Origin of the sequence: Achromobacter sp. MYb9 (assembly GCF_002975275.1) — a bacterium.
Taxonomy (GTDB): Bacteria; Pseudomonadota; Gammaproteobacteria; order Burkholderiales; family Burkholderiaceae_B; genus Achromobacter.
The window spans coordinates 46,088-64,889 of the sequence record NZ_PCOQ01000004.1; the positions used below are offsets into that span (position 1 = coordinate 46,088).

The following is an 18,802-nucleotide window of genomic DNA, read 5'->3' on the forward strand; positions in this document are numbered from 1 at the left end:
CCTTCGTTTTGCAGAAAAGAAAAACACGGATAACTGCCGGGCCGGGGCCCGGCGACACGCTGTTCAGTCCATGCGGGCGCCGGATGCCTTGGCCGCCTTGCCCCACTTCGTGATTTCGTTGTCGACGAATGCCGAGAACGATTTGGGGTCGTCTCCCACCACCACAAAGCCCACGCTTTCGAGCTTCTGCCGGATTTCCGGCGACGCCAGCGCCTTCACCGTCGCCTGGTTCAGGCGTTGGATCACGGCGGGCGGCGTCTTGGCGGGCGCGGACAAGCCAAACCAGGACTCGGCCGAAAAGCCCGGATAGCCCGATTCGGCCACCGTGGGGGTGTCGGGATACGCGGGATTGCGCTTGGCGCTGGCGACGGCCAGCGCGCGCAGCTTGCCGGACGTCACTTGCGGCAACAGCGTGTCCTGGTTCAGGAACATCACCGAAACGCGTCCGCCAATCATGTCGGTGATGGCCGCCGCGCCCCCTTTGTATGGCACGTGCACCAGATCGATCTTGGCGTCCTGCTTGAGCATCTCCATGGCCAGGTGGCCCGACGAGCCGCTGCCCGAACTGGCGTGCGTGTACTTGCCCGGATTCTCCCGCGCCAGGCGAATGAAGTCCGCAAAGGTTTTGCCGGGAAATTCCATGTTGGCGACCAGTACATTGGGGCCCGTTGCCAGCAGCGAGATGTGCGCGAAGTCGCTGTTGCGGTAGGGCATGTTCTGGTAGACGGCATAGCTGATGGCGTTGGACCCGACGCCGGACAGCAGCAAGGTGTAGCCGTCAGGTTCGGACTTGGCCACGACGTCAGAGCCGATATTGCCGTTGGCGCCGCCCTTGTTTTCCACGATGACGCTTTGGCCCAATTCCTTGGATAGCTCCGCCGCCAGCAATCGGCCCACGGAATCCGTGCTGCCGCCGGCCGGAAACGGCACGACCAGCTTGACGGGCTTCGCGGGCCAGGCGCCGGCCTGGGCTGCCGCGGTCCCGGGAAGCAGGGTCAGCGCCCCGGCCGCCGCAACGGCCAGGATGGCAAGGCGCCTGCGCGCCACGGGTGGGTTCTGTCGCATGGTTGTCTCCTCATGGTTTTTATCGCGTTATCGCCCGGTGTCCGGGTCTGTGCTTATCGCTTGCCGCGGCACGCCGCTTCAGCCGATTCAACTATCTTCCAGCAGATACGGCGTGCCGGCACGTTCGCAGATGCCGCGCAGGCGCTCGGCCAACGCGCTGGAAATCGGGATGCCCTGGCGCAGTCGGCGCGCGCGCTCGGCCGCCTCGGGCTCGCCGGCCACCAGCACGGGTTCATCAGGGTTGGCGGGCGGCGTGTCGTGCAGCGCGTCGATCATGTCATCCATATCGGATTCGAACGAACCGGCGGCGCGAAACGCGTCGGGGTTCAGCGCCAGGAAGAAATGCCCGACGTCGTCCGGCTCTCCGGGGCGGCGGGTCGGCGCGCGACGGGCGGCGAAGGCACTGCCGCTGAGCGTGCCGCCCAGGATCTGCGCCATCATCGCCAGGCCGTAGCCCTTGTGGCTGCTCATCGCTGACGTGCCGCCCAATGGCGTCAGGCCGCCTTCCGGGCGCTTGAAGATGAACTGCATCGCGGCGTCGGCATCGGTGACCGCCCCGCCCTGCCCGTCGACCGCCCATCCTGGCGGCAGCGGCTTGTCCAGAAAGTCGTAGACCTTCACTTTATTGGCCGCGACCGTGGTCGTCGCCATGTCCAGCACGAAGGGCTCGTTATGGGCCGCCGGTGCGCCGAACGCGATGGGATTGGTGCCCAGCATAGGCATGGCGCCGCGCGTGGGCACCATGATGATGCCATTGGCGCTACTGGTCACCAGGCCGACCACGCCGCGCTGCACCGCGATGCGCGCATACACGCCGGCTGCGCCGAAATGATGCGAATTGCAGACCGACACCGCGCCCACGCCATGCTCAAGGGCCTTGTCGACCGCCAGGTGCATGGCCTGCGACGCCACCGGATAGCCCAGGCCGCCCATGCCGTCGATCAATGCGCTGGCCCCGCCGTCGCGCACGATCCGTGCGCGCGCATCCAGCCGCAAAGAACCGGCGCGCAGTTTTTCCTCATAGGACGGCAGCATCGAAATGCCATGCGAATCGATGCCCAGCAGGTCGGTTTGCGCCATGAGACCGGCCGTGGTGTGCGCCAGGTCTTCGTCCATGCCCCAGGCTTGCAGCACCTGCAGGATCTGTTCGCGGACCTGCTCGACCGGCACGGTCTTCGCTATTGTTCCGTTCGCTTGCACTCGTTGTCTCCGATATTGTTGATGTCAGTCGCGCTCGCGATCCACCAGCCGGTGACGCGCCTGCCCCAGATGGAATTGCATGGCAACGCGCGCGCGCTCGCTGTCCTGTTCGCGGATGGCATCCAGGATGGTCGCGTGCTCGTCCACGACGCGTTGAGCGCGCTGCCGTGAGCCGGTGCGCGTCAGGCTCAACGTCAGCCGCATGAAACCGTTGATGGATTCGTGGATGCTTTCCAGCACCCCCAGATAGAAGTCGTTGCCGCTGGCCTCGGCAATGCTGGCGTGGAACGCCAGGTCGGCCTCGGGCGAGACCTGGCCGTGCGTCAGGCTGTCGGCGAATGCCGCATGCGCATCGGTGATCTTCTTCAATTGCTCGTCCGTGCGGCGCAACGCGGCCAGCCGGGCCGCATCGCCTTCCAGCGCCACCCGCACCTCCTGCGCGCGGAGATAGGCGCTGACGTTCTGCACGTCGTTGAAGGTCTTCAGACGCGGCGCGGGCTGATGGCTGACGAACGTGCCCAGCCCCTGATGCGCGGTGATCAGGCCGTCGGCGCGCAGACGCAACAACGCTTCGCGCACGACGGGCCGGGATACGCCAAAGCGTTCCGAGATTTCATTTTCAGAGGGCAGCTTATCGCCGACATTCAAGCCGCCGGACACGATCTGTTCGAAAACCTGCCCGTAGACCTGATCCGCCAGCCGCACCCGGTGCCCGCGTTCAAGCGGGGGCGAACCCGGCGCCTCGGACTCGACGGGCGCCTGCGGCTCGGATGACGTTGATGCTTTGGATCGGGCCACGAAACCTCCTGAGTGCTTAGGCCTGCTCACCATTGCGTGAACAGCGCCCATCGTACCGCCAACAGGCGGTCCGACGGGAGGCGCGCGGCCGCGGCGTTCAAGCTCAGGCCGCCACGGCTTCCTTGTCCCATGCCGCCAGCGCGCGGGCCACCGGCGCCACGCGTTCGCGCTCCGCGCTGGAAATGCCGGTCAACAGCGGCAGCATGGGGCCCATGTCCGCCACGCCGGACAAGGTCACGGCGTCATGCAGCACGCGGATCGGGCTGATGCCATCACGGCAATCCTCCAGGCCCAGGTAATGCTCGCGCACGGCCTCGGCGTCGTCGTAGCGGCCTTCGCGCAGCAGATGAAGCAAGCGCATCGATCCGCGCGGCGCCACGCATACGGAACCCGACGTGAAGCTCTTCAGCCCGAAGTCGCGGTAATGGACGATGGCCGGGCGTTCGCCGATACCGCTGACGACCCAGCGCGCATCCACCGCTTGCAACAAGGCCGACAGGTACGGATCTTTCAACGGGTCGTCACGCACGACCGCGTACTTGAAAGCGACGATGCGGCCTTCCTCGATCAGGCGCGCCGCCGTGGCCGGCGCCAGATAATCCGCCGATTTGATGTAGACCACGGCGGGCTTGCCCAACGCGTCGGTAAATCGCCGCACGCCATCCGCCAGCCCGGCGTCGGTGTACGGGAACGACATGGGCAGCAGCATCGCCGTGGGGAAGGCGCGCGAACGCAGGATCGCCGCCTGGTCCATCATCTTGCCGTAGTCGGGGCCGACCGACGGCAGTATCCACGTATCCGACCCTGCCAGGCCCGCCAGCATGTCAACGATGCGCGCGTATTCACTGACTGCCACGTTGTAGAAATTGGCGTTGCCGCCATACATCACATTGCGCACGCCGCCGGCTTCCAGGTGGCCCAGCAACGCCTTGTTGGCGGCTTCGTTCAGGGAAAGGTCGTCGTGGCGGGCCAACGGCGGCACGGCGATAACCGAACGCTGCAAGTCCTGGGCGGATACCGGGGAAGTTTTCATGGACGGGGCTCCTGGCTGATCCAGTTGTTAGATGAGTAAGGTGAAAAAAGTATACTTGGTTGACAACCATAACCTCAATACCTATATTTGTTTTACAAGTAAGACGGCAGCAAAACGCAGGGTGCCGCGGGCGCCTTGCGGCTTCAAGCCCGGGCCCCGCCAGGGTTGGAATTCCCCACAAACGATGCGCGGCCACGCGCACACCAAGGAGACACGTTCCATGCAAGCAGCTCCCCTGCGCAACCGGCTGTTTACCGCCGCCATGCTGACGGCCACCGCCTTTTTGTTTCCGGCGGCCCCTGCGCTGGCCGACTACCCCGAACGCGACGTGAAGATCATCGTGCCCTTCCCCGCCGGCGGCACGGCGGACATCGCCGCGCGTGTCGTGGCGGCCGAATTGGGCAAGAGCTGGAACAAGTCTGTTGTGGTGGACAACAAGGCGGGCGCGGGCGGCAACGTCGGTTCGGCCGAGGCGGCGCGCGCGCCGGCCGACGGCTATACGTTGCTGATGGGCACCGTCAGCACGCATGCGATCAATCAGTCCGTCTACGCCAAGCTGCCCTATGACCCGGTCAAGGATTTCGTTCCCGTGACGCTCGTCATCCCGGTGCCGAACATCCTTGAGCTCAATCCCAAGTTCGCCGACAAACACGGCATCCGCACCGTGGCGGACCTGATCAAGTACCTGAAGGCCAATCCGGACACCGTCAACATGGCGTCCACCGGCAACGGCACGTCCACGCACCTGTCGGGCGAACTGTTCCAGAGCATGACGGGCACGCGCATGACGCACGTTCCGTACAAGGGCAGCAGCCCCGCCCTGACGGACGTGATGGGCGGCTCCGCCGACCTGATCTTCGACAACTTGCCTTCATCCATGGGCTACATCAAGGGCGGCAAGCTGCGGCCGTTGGCGGTCACCACGACCGCGCGTTCGCCCGCGCTGCCGGATGTGCCGACGTTGGCCGAGGCCGGCGTGAAAGGGTATGAGGCCTCCAGCTGGTTCGGGTTGCTGGCCCCTGCGGGCACGCCACCCGCCATCGTCGACAAGATCCAGCGCGACGTGGCGGCCGCATTGCAGCAAGAGCCGGTGCGCGCGCAACTGCAGGCCCAGGGCGCCACGCCCTCGGGCAACACCCCGACGCAATTCAAACAGTTCATGGCGCAAGAAACCGTGAAGTGGGCCGAAGTCGTGAAAACATCCGGCGCCAAGGTCGACTGACCTGACGCAGATCCAGGCCCGCGCGCAACGCGTGAGCGGCGGGCTTCCCAGCATCACGCGAACCAGGAGACACCATGAATAAACTGATCTGCGCCATTGCGGCGGGCGCCGCCCTGCTTGGCGGGCCGGCGGTCCAGGCCGCCGGCTACCCCGAAAAGCCCATCACCATGATCGTGCCCTTCGTGCCGGGCGGCTCATCCGACATCACCGCGCGGTCGGTCACGCCCGCGCTGTCGAAACTGCTGGGCCAGACCTTCGTCGTCGAAAACAAGCCGGGCGCCAACAGCGCCATCGGCGCGCAGGCCCTGGCTCGCAGCACGCCCGACGGCTACACCATGATGGTGGGTTCGATCGGCACTTTCGCCATCAACGAAGCGCTTTACAAGAACCTGTCCTACAACCCCAGCAAGGATTTTGAATACCTGACGCAGGCCGTGCGCAACCCCAATGTGCTGGTCGCCGCCAACTCCTTTCCCGCCAGCACCGTTGCCGAACTGGTCGACTATGCGAAGAAGCATCCCGGCAGCGTCTCCTACGCGTCGTCGGGCACGGGCTCGTCCGACCACCTGTCCGCCGTGCTGTTCCGCCAGCGCACGGGCAGCACGGGCGTGGATGTGCCCTACAAGGGCGGCGGCGCCGCCATCGCGGACCTGATCGGCGGACAGGTCAATGTGTCGTTCCAGAACCTGGGCGCGGTGCAGAATCACATCAAGGCCGGCAAGCTGAAGGCCCTGGCCATCACGGGTGATGCGCGCGCGCGCGACCTGCCCGACGTGCCCACGCTGAGCGAAGCCGGCATCAAGGACATGGTGGTGTATTCCTGGCAGGGCTTCGCCGTGCCCAAGGGCACCCCGCCGGCGGTCGTGCAGCAACTGTCGAAGGCGCTGCAGACCGCGTTGCGCGACCCGAAGACCGAGCAGACGCTGCAAGGCCTGGGCTTCGAAGTCGTCGCGAATACGCCGCAACAGTTCACGGCATTCCAGCAAGGCGAGGTCAAGCGCTGGAAGGACGTCATCCAGAAGGCCAACATCCAGCTGGAATAGCCGCCGGCAAGCAAGACAGGAAACACGCAAAGGGGGTGCCTGCGGGCATCCCCTTTGCGGATTTCAAGGCCGAATCAAGTAGCATGACCATTTTCGCCACCCACCCGTACGACAACATGACCACTAAGCATCGCATCATCCAGGTCGGCTCGCTGGCCGGCTCCCCCTCCGCCAACAAGAACCTCGCCGACCGGTACGACGTTGTCGAGCTGTGGAAATTCCCCGACCGCCAAGCCGCGCTGGCCGAACACGGCAAGGGCATCACGGCGGTCGTCACGTCGGCCAACTTCGGCGCCAACGCCGAACTCATCAACGCGCTGCCCGACCTGAAAGCCATCTGCAGCTGGGGCGTGGGCTACGAAACCATCGACGTGGACGCGGCCCGCAAGCGCGGCGTGCAGGTCAGCAATACACCGGACGTGCTGACGGACTGCGTGGCGGACCTGGCCTGGGGCCTCTTGATCGCCGGCGCTCGTCGCATGGGCCAGGGCGAACGATTCGTGCGCGCCGGCCAGTGGGGCCAGGTGCACGGCAGCATCCCGCTGGGCCAGCGCGTCAGCGGCAAGAAACTGGGCATCGTGGGCCTGGGCCGGATCGGTGAAGCAATCGCCAAGCGCGGCACCGGGTTCGACATGGACGTGCGTTACCACAACCGCCGCAAGCGCGACGACATCGCCTACGGCTACGAGGCCTCGCTGGTCGATCTGGCCACGTGGGCGGACTTCCTGATCGTGGCCACGGTGGGCGGCCCCAGCACGCGCCATCTGGTGAACCAGCCGGTCCTGGAAGCGCTGGGTCCCAAGGGCATCATCGTCAACATCGCGCGCGGACCCGTCATCGACGAGACCGCCCTGGTGGCCGCATTGGAATCGGGCAAACTGGGCTGCGCCGCGCTGGACGTGTTCGAACACGAACCCAAGGTGCCGGACGCGCTGACCACGAGCGACAACGCCGTCGTATTGCCCCACATCGGCAGCGCCACGCTGGAGACGCGCCTTGCGATGGAAAACCTGATGCTCGACAATCTTCAGGCCTACTTCGACACCGGTCGCGTGATCACACCGGTGGAATGACGCGCCTGGCGTCACGGTAGAAACGAAAAAGCCTCTCGGTGCCCATACCGAGAGGCTTTCGACTTTCCGGGTCCCGCGGGGCCGGCAGTCTTCCTGCAAAGGAACGATATCGGGCTTTACAGCCCCTTGCCTACTTCGCCGGCGTCGTGGCGCCGGAATGGTCCATCTTCGATGCCGTGCCCGATTTGGCGGCTGCCGGTTTGGCGGACGTCTTGTCAGACTTGTGATGCTTGTGCTGCGCCTGGGTCTTGGTATCGCCCGCCTTGGCCGACGCATCGGCGCCCGCCGCGAACGCCGAAGGCGCAGCAGCAAGACCGAGGCACAAGGCCGAGGTGGACAAGAACGCAGCAATACGGGAGTGAGTCGTCATTTCATGAACTCCTGAATGTAAAAGGCCGAAGCCTCTTCCGACACGGGGCGGCAACATCGCCGCTTACCCCGTACTCCGTTTGAAGTCGGCCCATCCAGAAGGTTCAACCTGGAACCATAAAATTTCGGACGCTAACGCTTGGAAATAGAAAAGCGCCGATGCGCACCGGGTCACAAATGAAGGCTGACTCGTCTACGCCTCGAAGGCCAGCAGCGCGACGGTGGCGAACAGCATCACTGCAAAGCTGATTCTCAGCTTGCGTTCAGGAAGGCGATACGCCAGCTTCACGCCGACCGGCACGAACAAGAGGCTGCCGATGGCCAGCGGCAGGCCGACCATCCAATCCGCTTGCCCGGCCCACGCGTAGGTGATCAGCGCGATGGTCGACCCGGGGATCACCATGCTTAACGCCAAGGCTTGCGCGGTGGTCTGCGGCAAGCGGAATACCGACGTGATGATGGGCACGGCCAGTACCGCGCCGCCGACGCCAAAGAAGCCGCCCAGCGTGCCGCACAGCATGCCCAGCACGCTGGCGCGCCGCGGGGTGAAGACCGGAGCCGGCGCCTTGTTGGCCTGCGGACGCTTCGCTGCGGGACGCGCGGCGCGCCAGGTCTGCCAGACGTAGAACAAGGCAATGAAGAACAGAAATACGGCGAAGCTCTGACGCAGCACGCTGGAATGGATGCCCAGCGCCAGTCGCGCCCCCACCCAGGTGAATACCACGGCGCCTGCCGCGCCCGCCGCGGCAACGCGCTTGTCGATCCGCGTTTGCTGGTTGTACTTGCGCACGGCCATCGTGATCGCAGGCAGCACCATGATCAGCGCCGTGCCTTGAGCCAGTTGTTGAGACATCCCCATCAACAGCACCAGCGCGGGGATGGCGATAAGTCCGCCTCCGATGCCGAGCACGCCGCCCATGAAGCCAATCAGGCCACCCGCGGTCAGGCACGCGGCAATAACAAACAGACTCACGTCTTGCTCCAGCAGACCCGGCCTTGTCCAGGATGGGCGATTCGAAAAAAGGGAGATTCAAGCGGACCTGGCCCGGGTTGCACCGGACCAGGACGTCAACGCAATTTGTCCAACGCGGCGTCCAAGCGGTCCACCGCCCAGATTTCCAGGCCTTCGATGGGCTGGCGCGGCGCGTTGGCCTTGGGGATCAACGCAATGGAAAAGCCCAGCTTGGCCGCTTCGCGCAAGCGTTCCTGCCCGCGCGGCGCGGGCCGGATCTCGCCCGCCAGGCCGACCTCGCCGAAAGCGATCAAACCACGCGGCAGTGGCTTGTCGCGCAGCGATGACATGATGGCCAGCAGCACCGGCAAATCCGCCGCCGGTTCCGTGATGCGCACCCCGCCCACCGCATTGACGAAAACGTCCTGGTCGAAAGTGGTGACACCGGCATGCCGATGCAGCACCGCCAGCAACATGGCCAGGCGATTGCCTTCCAGGCCAACGGTCAGGCGGCGCGGGTTGGGCGCATGGGAACTGTCGACCAGCGCCTGGATCTCGACCAGCAGTGGCCGCGTGCCCTCCTGCGTGGCCATCACGCAGGAACCGGCCACCTGCTGTTCATGCTGCGACAGGAACAGCGCGGATGGATTGGCCACGCCGCGCAGGCCACGGTCGGTCATCGCGAAGACACCCAATTCGTTCACCGCGCCGAAGCGGTTCTTGAATGCACGCACCAGCCGGAACGACGAATGCGTGTCACCTTCGAAATACAGCACGGTGTCCACGATGTGCTCCAGCACGCGCGGGCCCGCCAGCGCACCGTCTTTCGTGACGTGACCGATCATGACGATGGCAATGCCGGTCTGCTTGGCCAGCCGCGTCAATTGCGCAGCGCACTCCCTCACCTGCGACACCGAGCCGGGCGCGGCGCTGAGTTCACCGCTGTACAGGGTCTGGATCGAATCGATCACCGCGACGGTCGGCTTCTGCTCGGACACCGCGGCCTGGATGGCCTCCAGACGGATCTCGGCCAGCAGGTTGACATTGCCGGTCTGCAAGTCCAGACGGCGGGCGCGCAGCGCGACCTGCTCGGCGGATTCCTCGCCCGTGACATACAGGACGTTGGTGCTCTGGGACATCGATGCCAGTGCCTGCAGCAGCAGCGTGGACTTGCCAATGCCCGGATCGCCGCCGATCAGCACCACCGCGCCGGCCACCAGGCCGCCGCCCAGCACCCGGTCGAACTCGTCCAGCCCGGTAGGCTGGCGCGGCGTTTCGCGGGCTTCGATTTCGGACAGGCTGCGCACCGGGCTGGCCGAGGCCAGCGGCGCGTAGCGGTGCGCCGACGCAGCGGGCGTCGACGATTCCACCGTTTCTTCCAGGGTGTTCCAGGCGTTGCAATGCGGGCATTTGCCCTGCCACTTCGGGGTAGTGCCGCCGCAGTCGGCGCACACATATACGGTTCGGGATTTGGCCATGCGCGAAAGTGTACCGGCAACCTGTCTTTTCAGCCTGCAAGGCAGGCATCAACAGGCGCACCCGCGCCCTGATTGCGCCGCCCCGGTGCGCGAATCTGTCATTTCGCTTTCACTAACGGGGACAGTCCAAAGTTACATCATGCAAATAGAAGAAATTCTCTGCCGGATTTCTGCAAATCGCGCATAATCAACGGGTGCAGCGCATTGTCGAACCGTCCGGTCAGGACGGCATACCCGACGCCAAACGCCCTTTACGGGCGCAGCAACGGGAATCGCGGCGCAATCGACCTGCGGTCTTTGCCGAGGCCGCATAAACCGGAACAAGACCCTAGCCACGACGAGACCGCCGGACCACCGGCGCGGCGCCCAGCAAAGGTCAAACGCGGATATGTCCTGCCACCGGACGTATGCGCGAGGAGTACGCGCATGAGCATTACCTATCGCCCCCCTTTCGACGAAGACGATGAACGGGATCTGCGCGCCCTGTACCGTAAGCCCAGACCCGGGACCAGTCCCGAACTTGACGCGGCGGTGCGCCGTACCTGGCATCCCGGTCACAGTTGGCATCCCGGCTGGGCCGCGGCCGCTTGCGCCGCGATGGTGGCAGGCCTGTTCGCCTGGACCGACATGCGCGAAAACGCCGACATGCAGGAAATGAACGCCCAACTGGCGGCTCCCCACGAAGTCAGCGCCAGCGCTGAACGCTCCCCCGCCTCGGCCGTATCGGCCGAAACGCTGGTGGGCATGCAGGCTGCGCCGGTTGCCGCCCAACGTGTCTCCGCCGCCCCGAACGACACCCCCGCGCCCCAGCCTCAGGCCGCGCCCGTCGCCCCGGAAACCGCTGCCGCCGAATCGGCGCAGCAAGGCGAAGCCACGGCGACCGAAATCGTGGCCTTCAGCGAACAGGACGTTGAGGCCCGCGTGGCCCACATCCGCGCCCTGGTCCAGGACGACAGGCAGGACGAAGCCGTCCAGGCGTTGCGCGAATTGCAGCAGGGTGCGCCTGACCTGACCTTGCCGGACGACCTGCAGGAACTGGCGCAGCAAAACCCGGCCTGATCCCCGCCCCCCAGCACCTCCCATCGACCCCCGGCCGATGGGAGGTGTGGTGCGCAAGACGCACGCAAATATTTGGTCAAAAAATGGGCGGCTTCTTGCTAACATAGCCGCCATGAGTCCGAGCTTCCACCACCGCAATCTTCCCCACCTGCTGCTTTACGCGCGCGAAACCCTGATGGCGCATTTCCGCCCTGTGCTGCATGCGGCGGGCGTCACCGAACAACAATGGCGTGTGTTGCGCACCTTGAGCGAAGTCGGCTCCATGGAACCCAATCAGATCGCCCGTAGTTGCCAGATCCTTAGCCCCAGCTTGACCCGCATGCTGGCCGGCATGGAAGAGCAGGGCCTGATCAAGCGCGTGCGCTCCAGCGCCGATCAGCGCCGCCAGGAAATATCCCTGACCCCTAAAAGCAATAAGCTGATCGACCGCATGCGCCCACAGGTGGATGCGAAATATCAAGAGATCGAAGGCAAGATCGGCAAGGAACTGCTTGAGCGCCTGTACCGCGACGTCGACGCCATGGTCGACCTGATCAAGCGCGACGCGCCCGCATCGCGCGAATCCGGCGAGCCGTGACTCAGGCCGGCACCGGGAAGATCGCGTTGATCTGCCCGGTACCGGAACTGGTGAAGTAATCAGTGACGATCTCCACCGGCTTGTCATAGCCATCCCAGCCCAGCAATCCCAACAGCATCGCCGTGTCGTGCATCCCGCCCTCGCCCACGCACAGGTCGGCGTACTCGGGAAGCATCGCGCAGAACGTCTTCCAGTCTCCCTGGCGCCACAGCTCGACCACACGTAGATCCACCTGACGGTAGAACTCGCGGCTGATCCGGTGCATGGCAGCCTCCGGACGGCCGTTGTCGTTGAAGCGATGCGACAACGACCCACTGGCCAGTACGGCGACTCGGCTATCGCTGGCCTCGATCGCCTGGCGCAACGCCGCTCCGAAACGTCGGCTGTCCTCCAGCGCATGCCACGCGCACCAGGCCGCCACCGACACGACATTGAAGCGGCCGTCGCCGTTCATGTAACGCATCGGCACCAGCGTGCCGTATTCCAGCTCCAGGCTGTCGATCTCGTGCGAGCGCGTGCCCACCCCGGCCGCGTTGGCGCACTCGGCGATGCGCCGCCCCAATTCGGGATTGCCTCGGTACACGTAGTCCATATCCTTGATGAAATGCGGCAGCTCGTTGCTGGTGTAGCGTCCCTTGAACCGCCCGTTGGCATTCACGTGATAGCCGCCATTGACGAGCCAATGCACGTCCAGCACCACGATCGTGTCCACATCCTGCTCGCGGCAGCGTTCACCAATGATGCGGTGCCCCTGGATGGCCGCCTCTCGGCAGCCGTGGTGCTTGCCGGGAAGTTCCGACAGGTACATCGACGGCACATGCGTCACCTTGGCCGCCAGTGCAAGCTTACCCATGATGGTTGTCTCCTGGTACCCGGCGCTCATGCGCCCCATTTCGGGATGTGGTGGCCACCGAGCGATACGCACACGTTCTTGATTTCGGCGAACACTTCGTAGCTGTATTCCCCGCCCTCTCGCCCCGTACCCGATTCCTTCGTGCCGCCGAACGGCTGGCGCAGATCGCGCACGTTCTGGCTATTGATGAACACCATGCCCGCTTCGATCCCGCGCGCCAGGCGGTGGGCGCGGCCGATGTCGCTTGTCCAGATATAAGAGGCAAGCCCGTACTTCACGTCGTTCGCCAGCGCCAGGCCCTCGGCCTCGTCCTTGAACGGGATCAGGCAGGCCACGGGCCCGAAAATCTCTTCCTGCGCGCAACGCATGCGGTTGTCGACGTCGGCCAGCACCGTGGGGCGCACGAAATTGCCGCCAGCCAGATGGGCGGGCAGGCCGATGGGCTGTGCCGCGCCCCCCGCCAGGATGCGGGCGCCCTCCTTTTCCGCCAACTGAATGTAGCCCGTCACCTTTTCCCAATGCTGGCGCGTGATCATCGCGCCCACGTGGGTGGCGTCGTCGGCCGGATCCCCCACCACCAGCCGCGCGGCGCGCGCGGCGAATTGGCGCACGAAATCGTCGTAAATGCGCTGCTGGACGAAGATGCGCGAGCCGGCCGTGCAACGTTCCCCGTTCAGGGAAAAGATGGTGAACAATGCCGCATCAAGCGCGCGCTCCACGTCCGCATCGTCAAAAATCAAGACCGGCGATTTGCCGCCCAGCTCCATCGAGTACTTCTTGATGCCACCCGCGCTGGCCAGGATTTTCTTGCCTGTCACGGTGCCGCCCGTGAAAGAAATGGCGCGCACGCCGGGATGACGCACCAGCGCGTCGCCCGCCGTGGCGCCGTAACCCTGCACCACGTTCAGCACGCCCGCCGGGATGCCGGCCTCGAGTGCCAGCCTGCCCAGTTGGTCGGCCGTCAACGGCGACAATTCCGACATCTTCAACACCGCGGTATTGCCCAGCGCCAGGCATGGCGCGGTCTTCCAGGTGGCGGTCATGAACGGCACGTTCCAGGGCGACACCAGCGCGCACACGCCGACCGGTTGGTACAGCGTGTAGTTCAGCATCTGATCGTCCACCGGGTAGGTATGACCGTTCATCCGCGTGCAGACCTCGGCGAAGAAACTGAAGTTCTCGGCGGCACGCGGGATCAGTTGCTTGCGTGTTTGCGAAATAGGCAAGCCCGTATCCCGCGTTTCCAGGTCGGCCAGTTGCGGCACGTTCTGCTCGATCAGTTCGCCCAGCCGTCGCATCAACCGGGCCCGCTCCTTGGCGGGCGTATTCGCCCACTTCGGGAAGGCATCGGCCGCGGCGGACACCGCGGCATCGATCTCGGCCTGGCCACCCGCGGCGACGTCTTCGATGGCGTCGCCGGTGGCGGGGTTATAGGTGATGAAATGGTCCGCGCTATCGACCTGCTTGCCATTGATCCAGTGCTTGATGCTCACGTGCGCTCCTCGTGCGTGACCGGAAGTTGAATTTCGCCCAGCTCTTATAATTAACACGTTAACAATATGCGGACGACGTAGCGCTGTCAACAGCGGGAAACCCCCATCCTGGGTGAACCGGTCCTACCCCCGCCGCGCATTGCCGCGGCTGTACATTTTCACTATGATACTTAACATGCTAACTATATGTTCAGCGAGACGACATGCCCCACATCTGGATTGAGTACTCCGGCAACCTGAAGCTGGACACGCCCGCGCTGATGCGTACCGTGCAGGACGCCGCCGTCGGCGACGGCACCCTTTTCCCGTTGGCCGGCGCCCGCACGCGAGCCTTGCGCGTGGACGATTGCCTGATCGTCGACGGCCACCCGGACAATGCCTTTGTCCACGTCGTGTTGCGCGTCGGGCACGGCCGCAGCGACGCGCAAAAGGCGGCATTGGGCGAACGGGTGTTCGAGGCCCTGACGAACGCGCTGGCGCCGCACATGGCCGCGAATCCATTGGGCATTTCGATGCAAATCGAAGAAGCCGACCCGGTCCTGAACTACAAAGTGAACAACTACCGCGAGTATCTTGCCGCGCGCGCCGCAGCAGCGGCCGCGGCCCGGGCGGCGCCCCCTCGAACCGTGGTGGGCACTGCCCTGAACACGCGGCAGTCCCTGGAAGCGCTGAGCGGTGCCATGCACGCCCCCCCGTACAACGCTGCCCCCAAGGCGCCGGTGCTTTATATCAAGCCCGCCAACACCTATGCGCAGGACGGTGCCGTCATCACGCTGCCTGCCGACGTGGACGAGGTCGAAGTGGGCGCCTGCCTGGGTGTGGTGTTCTCGCGTCGCGCCACGCGGGTCGGCGAGGCGGAAGCGCTGCGCTACGTCGCGGGCTACCGCGTCGTGGCCGACCTTTCCGTGCCGCACGCCAGTTATTTCCGGCCCGCGCTCAAGCAGAAATGCCGCGATGGATTCTGCCCTATCGGCCACGGCATGGCGCCGGCCGCATCCATCGCCGATCCCGACGCGCTGGAGATCGAAATCCATGTGGATGGCGCCCTGGCGCTGCGGACCCGCACCGCCGACCTGGTCCGGCCGATTGCTCGGCTGATCGCCGACGTCACACAGTTCATGAGTTTCGAGGCGGGCGACATGTTGCTGGTCGGCGCATCCCACGACGCGCCGCGCCTGCGCGCCGGCCAACGCTATGACATCCGAATCCCGCAGGTCGGCACGTTGGGCAACCTGCTTGCCGCCGCCACCGCTTGAGGAAGCCGCCATGAAGCACGCACGTATTGTTTACGAGGGCGCCACCCACGCGGCCACCGAAGCGGGGCCCGGCCAGATCCGTCTGGCCGACGGCCGCATCCTGGCCGAAGACGCCGTGGCCTGGTTGCCGCCCATTGAACCCCGCACCACCTTCACGCTGGCCATCAACTATGCGGACCATGCCCGCGAATTGGCCTTCAAGGCGCCCGACGAGCCGCTGGGTTTCCTGAAGGCAGCCAACACATTCGTCGGACACCGCGCACAAACCTTGCGTCCGGCCGACGCCGCGTTCATGCACTATGAATGCGAGCTCGCGGTCGTCATCGGAAAACCTGCAAGCCGCGTCAAACGCGACCAGGCCTATGACTACGTCGCGGGCTACACCGTCGCCAACGACTACGCGGTGCGCGACTACCTGGAAAACTGGTATCGCCCCAACTTGCGTGTGAAGAGCCGCGACACCTGCACGCCGCTGGGCCCATGGTTGGTAGACCGCGACGACGTGCCCGATCCCATGAACCTGGCCCTGCGCACCACCGTCAACGGCATCGAGACGCAGCGCGGCAACACGCGCGACATGGTGTTCGACGTGCCCGCGCTGATCCAGTACTTCAGCAGCTTCATGACGCTGTCTCCCGGCGACCTGATCCTGACCGGCACGCCCGACGGCATCGTGAACGTCATGCCCGGCGACGAAGTCGTGACCGAGATCGAAGGCGTGGGACGACTCGTCAACACGCTGGCCCCCTTCCCTTCCTGATTCACCGTGGACACCCGATGCTAGACATCCAAACCGTGCGCGCCCTTGCCGCGCGCCTGCACGACGCCGAACGCACCCGCACGCAAATCCGTCAGATTTCGCTGGAACATCCGGATATCGGCATTGCCGACGCCTATGCCATCCAGCGTGCGTGGATGGACCTGAAACTGGCGGAAGGCCGCGTCAAACGCGGCCACAAGATCGGGCTGACGTCCCGCGCCATGCAACAGGCTTCACAGATCGACGAGCCCGACTTCGGCATGCTGCTGGACGACATGTTCTTCGAGGACGGCGGCGATATCCCAGCCGGCCGCTTCATCCTGCCGCGGCTGGAAGTCGAACTGGCGTTCGTGTTGGGCAAGCGCCTGCAAGGCCCCGGCGTGACGCTGTTTCAGGTCTATGACGCCGTCGACTACGTGATCCCCGCGCTGGAGATCATCGATGCGCGTTCGCACGGCATCGATCCCGACACCAAGCGCCCGCGCAAGGTATTCGACACGATCGCGGACAACGCCGCCAACGCGGGCGTGGTCATGGGCGGACGCCCTGTGAAAATAGGCGAATTGGACCTGCGCTGGATCGGCGCCATCCTGTCGCGCAACGCCATCATCGAGGAAACGGGCGTTGCCGCGGGCGTCTTGAATCACCCCGCCAATGGCGTAGTATGGCTGGCTAACAAGCTGGCCGCCCACGATGTGGCGCTGGAGGCCGGAGAAATCATCCTGTCGGGGTCTTTCACCCGACCGGTAGCCGCCCGGCCCGGCGACACGTTCAATGTCGATTACGGCGTGCTGGGTTCCGTCAACTGTCATTTCATTTAACACGGCATGCAGTCCATGGACATCCTCACCAATACCTTCAAGCAAGCCTTGCGCGACCGTCAGCCCCAAATCGGCCTGTGGGCCGGCCTGGCCAGCGCCTATACCTCGGAAATCGTCGCGGGCGCGGGCTTTGACTGGCTGCTGATCGACGGCGAACACGCTCCCAACACGTTGCAGACCACGTTGGCGCAACTGCAGTCGGTGGCGGCCTATCCGGTGGCGCCCGTCGTGCGCCCGGCCTGGAACGACCCGGTGCAGATCAAGCAGATCCTCGACACTGGCGCGCAAACCCTGCTGGTCCCCATGATTCAATCCGCGGAAGAAGCCGCAGCCGCCGTCGCCGCCGTGCGCTACCCGCCCGCGGGCATCCGGGGCGTGGGCAGCGCCTTGGCGCGCTCGTCACGCTGGAACCGCATTCCCGATTACCTGGAACGCGCCAACGACCAGATGTGCGTATTGGTGCAGATCGAAACGCCGCGCGGCATCGACGCCCTGGACGAGATCCTGGCGGTGGACGGCGTGGACGGCGCCTTCATCGGCCCCGCCGACCTCTCGGCCAGCATGGGTTACCTGGGTCAGCCGGAACACCCCGAGGTTCTGAAGACCATCGATGACGCCATCACCCGCATCGTGCGCAGCGGCAAGGCCGCGGGCATCCTGCACAGCGGCGTTTCGCAGGCCAAGCACTACCTTGCCCTGGGAGCCACCTTCGTGGCGGTGGGCGTCGACGCCGTGCTGCTTGCGCGGGCGGCGGAAAGCCTGGCGGGAGAGTTCAAAGACGTGAAGACGGTGGCGGCGGGCAAAGGCCCGTACTAAACCGCCTTCGAAGCCGGCCCCGGGAATTCAGACGCCCTCGGGGCCCGGCACGCCAAGCAACGCGTTGCGCTTGGCGAATTCGGCCAGTTCCAGCACCGATTCCATCCCCAGCTTTTGCAGCAAGCGCGTCTTGTACGTGCTGACCGTCTTGTTGCTAAGCAAGAGCAGTTCGCCGATTTCCTTGTTCGACCGGCCCTGCGCCAGGTATTGCAGCACCACCATCTCGCGGTCGGACAAGCGCTTGACCATGTCCGAGTCCGACAGGCGCCCATGCTCGGTCGCCACCGCCATCGACGGAAAGACGCTATAGCCCGCCATCACGGCCTTGATGGCGTTGACCAGCTTGTTCAGGTCTTCGTCCTTGCTGATGAACCCTTTGGCGCCCGCCTGCATGCAACGATGGCAGAACGCCTCCGACGACTGTGACGTCAGCACCAGGACATGACAGTCCGGGTTGATGGCCAACATGCGCGCGATGACGCTCAGGCCGTCCAGCTTGGGGATGCCGATGTCCAGGATCACCACGTCGGGAGACAAGTCGCGCAGCGCCTGCACGGCGTCAATACCGTTGCCGACTTCACCAACAACGTGAAAGCCGTTCGTCTCAAGCAGCATCCGCACCGCGAGTCTTACCAGAGGATGGTCATCGACAATCAGGATCGTATTCATGGCCGGCTACCGCATTTCCTTTGAGTAAGCATCCGCAGTCGCGCCTCAGGCCTTGACCTGCCAGCGTCACGTATCGGGACCTCTAATTCTAGTCGCACAGCGTATTCCTTTAGAACCACAACGGAGTCGGCGGGCCGATTAGGAAATTTCCTACAAGCGACTGCTACCCATCCTATTTTCGCCCGTTGCCACGGTCCATACACTGCTTTCAGCTAAAAGACAGCGGCGAAAAAAAGGCGAATGTGGCTGTAGATTGAAGTCTCAC

At 64.8% G+C, this 18,802-nt stretch carries 19 protein-coding genes; 9 read left to right on the top strand and 10 right to left on the bottom strand.

The window, feature by feature from the left end:
- Window positions 1–63: 63 nt before the first annotated feature.
- The 4 genes from CQ050_RS08315 to CQ050_RS08330 all read right to left on the bottom strand — a co-directional run bounded on the left by CQ050_RS08315 (window position 64) and on the right by CQ050_RS08330 (window position 4,096).
- Window positions 64–1,065 carry a tripartite tricarboxylate transporter substrate binding protein gene (locus CQ050_RS08315; RefSeq protein ID WP_105556349.1) on the bottom strand — a complete coding sequence of 334 codons (1,002 nt, stop codon included), beginning with the start codon at window positions 1,063–1,065 and terminating at the stop codon, window positions 64–66.
- Window positions 1,066–1,152: 87 nt separating this feature from the next.
- Window positions 1,153–2,265, bottom strand: coding sequence for an Ldh family oxidoreductase (locus CQ050_RS08320; RefSeq protein WP_105556350.1), 1,113 nt, complete (start codon window positions 2,263–2,265; stop codon window positions 1,153–1,155).
- A gap of 24 nt (window positions 2,266–2,289) precedes the next feature.
- On the bottom strand, window positions 2,290–3,096 hold the full coding sequence (locus tag CQ050_RS08325) for a FadR/GntR family transcriptional regulator (RefSeq protein ID WP_369868263.1): 807 nt from the start codon (window positions 3,094–3,096) through the stop codon (window positions 2,290–2,292).
- A gap of 70 nt (window positions 3,097–3,166) precedes the next feature.
- Window positions 3,167–4,096, bottom strand: a complete 930-nt coding sequence (locus tag CQ050_RS08330; RefSeq protein ID WP_105556352.1) for a dihydrodipicolinate synthase family protein — start codon at window positions 4,094–4,096, stop codon at window positions 3,167–3,169.
- A 220-nt stretch (window positions 4,097–4,316) separates the two neighbouring features.
- Between CQ050_RS08330 and CQ050_RS08335 the strand changes: the two genes are divergently transcribed.
- The 3 genes from CQ050_RS08335 (at window position 4,317) to CQ050_RS08345 (ending at window position 7,434) form a co-directional block, all read left to right on the top strand.
- Window positions 4,317–5,318 (top strand): tripartite tricarboxylate transporter substrate binding protein, encoded by a 1,002-nt coding sequence (locus CQ050_RS08335; RefSeq protein ID WP_105556602.1) that lies wholly within the window; start codon window positions 4,317–4,319, stop codon window positions 5,316–5,318.
- A 74-nt stretch (window positions 5,319–5,392) separates the two neighbouring features.
- Window positions 5,393–6,361, top strand: a complete 969-nt coding sequence (locus CQ050_RS08340; RefSeq protein ID WP_105556353.1) for a tripartite tricarboxylate transporter substrate binding protein — start codon at window positions 5,393–5,395, stop codon at window positions 6,359–6,361.
- A gap of 116 nt (window positions 6,362–6,477) precedes the next feature.
- Entirely contained in the window at window positions 6,478–7,434 is a 957-nt protein-coding gene (locus CQ050_RS08345) for a 2-hydroxyacid dehydrogenase (RefSeq protein ID WP_105556603.1), read from the top strand.
- A gap of 130 nt (window positions 7,435–7,564) precedes the next feature.
- Here the strand turns inward: CQ050_RS08345 and CQ050_RS08350 are convergent, their stop codons facing one another.
- The 3 genes from CQ050_RS08350 to radA all read right to left on the bottom strand — a co-directional run bounded on the left by CQ050_RS08350 (window position 7,565) and on the right by radA (window position 10,233).
- Window positions 7,565–7,804, bottom strand: coding sequence for a hypothetical protein (locus CQ050_RS08350; protein ID WP_105556354.1), 240 nt, complete (start codon window positions 7,802–7,804; stop codon window positions 7,565–7,567).
- A 192-nt stretch (window positions 7,805–7,996) separates the two neighbouring features.
- The gene (locus tag CQ050_RS08355) at window positions 7,997–8,776 is read right to left on the bottom strand and encodes a sulfite exporter TauE/SafE family protein (protein WP_105556355.1); all 780 of its coding nucleotides are present in this window, start codon (window positions 8,774–8,776) and stop codon (window positions 7,997–7,999) included.
- Window positions 8,777–8,871: 95 nt separating this feature from the next.
- Window positions 8,872–10,233, bottom strand: coding sequence for a DNA repair protein RadA (gene radA / locus CQ050_RS08360; protein WP_105556356.1), 1,362 nt, complete (start codon window positions 10,231–10,233; stop codon window positions 8,872–8,874).
- Window positions 10,234–10,659: 426 nt separating this feature from the next.
- On the opposite strand from radA, the gene CQ050_RS08365 reads away from it, so the two are divergent.
- Complete coding sequence (locus CQ050_RS08365) at window positions 10,660–11,292, top strand: hypothetical protein (RefSeq protein ID WP_105556357.1); 633 nt, start codon at window positions 10,660–10,662, stop codon at window positions 11,290–11,292.
- Between the two features lie 112 nt (window positions 11,293–11,404).
- Window positions 11,405–11,869, top strand: coding sequence for a homoprotocatechuate degradation operon regulator HpaR (gene hpaR, locus CQ050_RS08370; RefSeq protein ID WP_105556358.1), 465 nt, complete (start codon window positions 11,405–11,407; stop codon window positions 11,867–11,869).
- 1 nt (window position 11,870) lies between these two features.
- On the opposite strand, the gene hpaD is transcribed toward hpaR, so the two are convergent.
- Complete coding sequence (hpaD, locus tag CQ050_RS08375; RefSeq protein ID WP_105556359.1) at window positions 11,871–12,722, bottom strand: 3,4-dihydroxyphenylacetate 2,3-dioxygenase; 852 nt, start codon at window positions 12,720–12,722, stop codon at window positions 11,871–11,873.
- Window positions 12,723–12,748: 26 nt separating this feature from the next.
- On the bottom strand, window positions 12,749–14,215 hold the full coding sequence (hpaE, locus tag CQ050_RS08380; protein WP_105556360.1) for a 5-carboxymethyl-2-hydroxymuconate semialdehyde dehydrogenase: 1,467 nt from the start codon (window positions 14,213–14,215) through the stop codon (window positions 12,749–12,751).
- Window positions 14,216–14,418: 203 nt separating this feature from the next.
- On the opposite strand from hpaE, the gene CQ050_RS08385 reads away from it, so the two are divergent.
- From CQ050_RS08385 to hpaI, 4 genes are read left to right on the top strand one after another with little or no spacing between them, the layout of a single operon-like run.
- On the top strand, window positions 14,419–15,471 hold the full coding sequence (locus CQ050_RS08385; RefSeq protein ID WP_105556361.1) for a fumarylacetoacetate hydrolase family protein: 1,053 nt from the start codon (window positions 14,419–14,421) through the stop codon (window positions 15,469–15,471).
- Between the two features lie 10 nt (window positions 15,472–15,481).
- Window positions 15,482–16,231 carry a fumarylacetoacetate hydrolase family protein gene (locus CQ050_RS08390; RefSeq protein ID WP_105556604.1) on the top strand — a complete coding sequence of 250 codons (750 nt, stop codon included), beginning with the start codon at window positions 15,482–15,484 and terminating at the stop codon, window positions 16,229–16,231.
- 17 nt (window positions 16,232–16,248) lie between these two features.
- Entirely contained in the window at window positions 16,249–17,052 is an 804-nt protein-coding gene (gene hpaH / locus CQ050_RS08395) for a 2-oxo-hept-4-ene-1,7-dioate hydratase (RefSeq protein ID WP_105556362.1), read from the top strand.
- A gap of 15 nt (window positions 17,053–17,067) precedes the next feature.
- Window positions 17,068–17,868 (top strand): 4-hydroxy-2-oxoheptanedioate aldolase, encoded by an 801-nt coding sequence (gene hpaI / locus CQ050_RS08400; protein WP_105556363.1) that lies wholly within the window; start codon window positions 17,068–17,070, stop codon window positions 17,866–17,868.
- A gap of 27 nt (window positions 17,869–17,895) precedes the next feature.
- Here the strand turns inward: hpaI and CQ050_RS08405 are convergent, their stop codons facing one another.
- Entirely contained in the window at window positions 17,896–18,537 is a 642-nt protein-coding gene (locus tag CQ050_RS08405; RefSeq protein WP_105556364.1) for a response regulator transcription factor, read from the bottom strand.
- Window positions 18,538–18,802 lie beyond the last annotated feature (265 nt).